1 protein-coding gene is annotated in these 719 nt (G+C 78.0%); it reads left to right on the plus strand.

Annotated features, from left to right (window positions below; translation table 11 throughout):
- Positions 1-24 precede the first annotated feature (24 nt).
- Positions 25-719, plus strand: a 695-nt coding sequence (locus ACI78Z_RS25010) for an aminotransferase class III-fold pyridoxal phosphate-dependent enzyme (RefSeq protein WP_457039237.1), incomplete at its 3' end; no start/stop codon positions are given.

A 719-nucleotide genomic window follows, 5' to 3' on the forward strand; every position in this document is an offset into this window, starting at 1 on the left:
CGCCAGGCGGCCACCCTCGGGCACGTGTCCAACCTGGCGATGCACGAGCCCGGGCTGGCGCTGGCCGAGCGGCTGCTGGAGCTGGCCGGCCGGCCCGGGCGGGTGTTCTTCTGCAACTCCGGCGCCGAGGCCAACGAGGCCGCCTTCAAGATCAGCCGGCTGACCGGGCGGCCCGAGGTGGTCACCGCCGAGGGCTCCTTCCACGGCCGGACCATGGGCGCGCTGGCGCTGACCGGGCAGCCGGGCAAGGCCGACGCCTTCGCGCCGCTGCCCGGCGGGGTGCGCCACGTGCCCTACGGGGACGCCGGCGCCCTGGCCGGGGCGGTGTCCGGGGGCACGGCCATGGTGCTGCTGGAGCCGATGCTCGGCGAGGGCGGCGTGGTCCCCGCGCCGGCCGGCTACCTGGCGGCCGCGCAGGACGCCGCCCGGTCGGCCGGGGCGCTGTTCGCCGTGGACGAGGTGCAGACCGGCACCGGGCGCACCGGGCACTGGTTCGCCCACCAGGCCGAGGGCGTGGCCCCGGACGTGGTCACGCTGGCCAAGGCGCTCGGCGGCGGGCTGCCGATCGGGGCCACGCTGGCCTTCGGGGATGCGGCCGAGCTCATGCAGGCCGGGGCGCACGGGTCGACCTTCGGCGGCAACCCGATCGCCGCCGCGGCCGCGCTGGCCGTGCTGGACACGATCCGCGACGAGGGGCTGCTGGAGCGGGCCAAGGAGCT

This window comes from Geodermatophilus sp. SYSU D01176, from assembly GCF_054050015.1.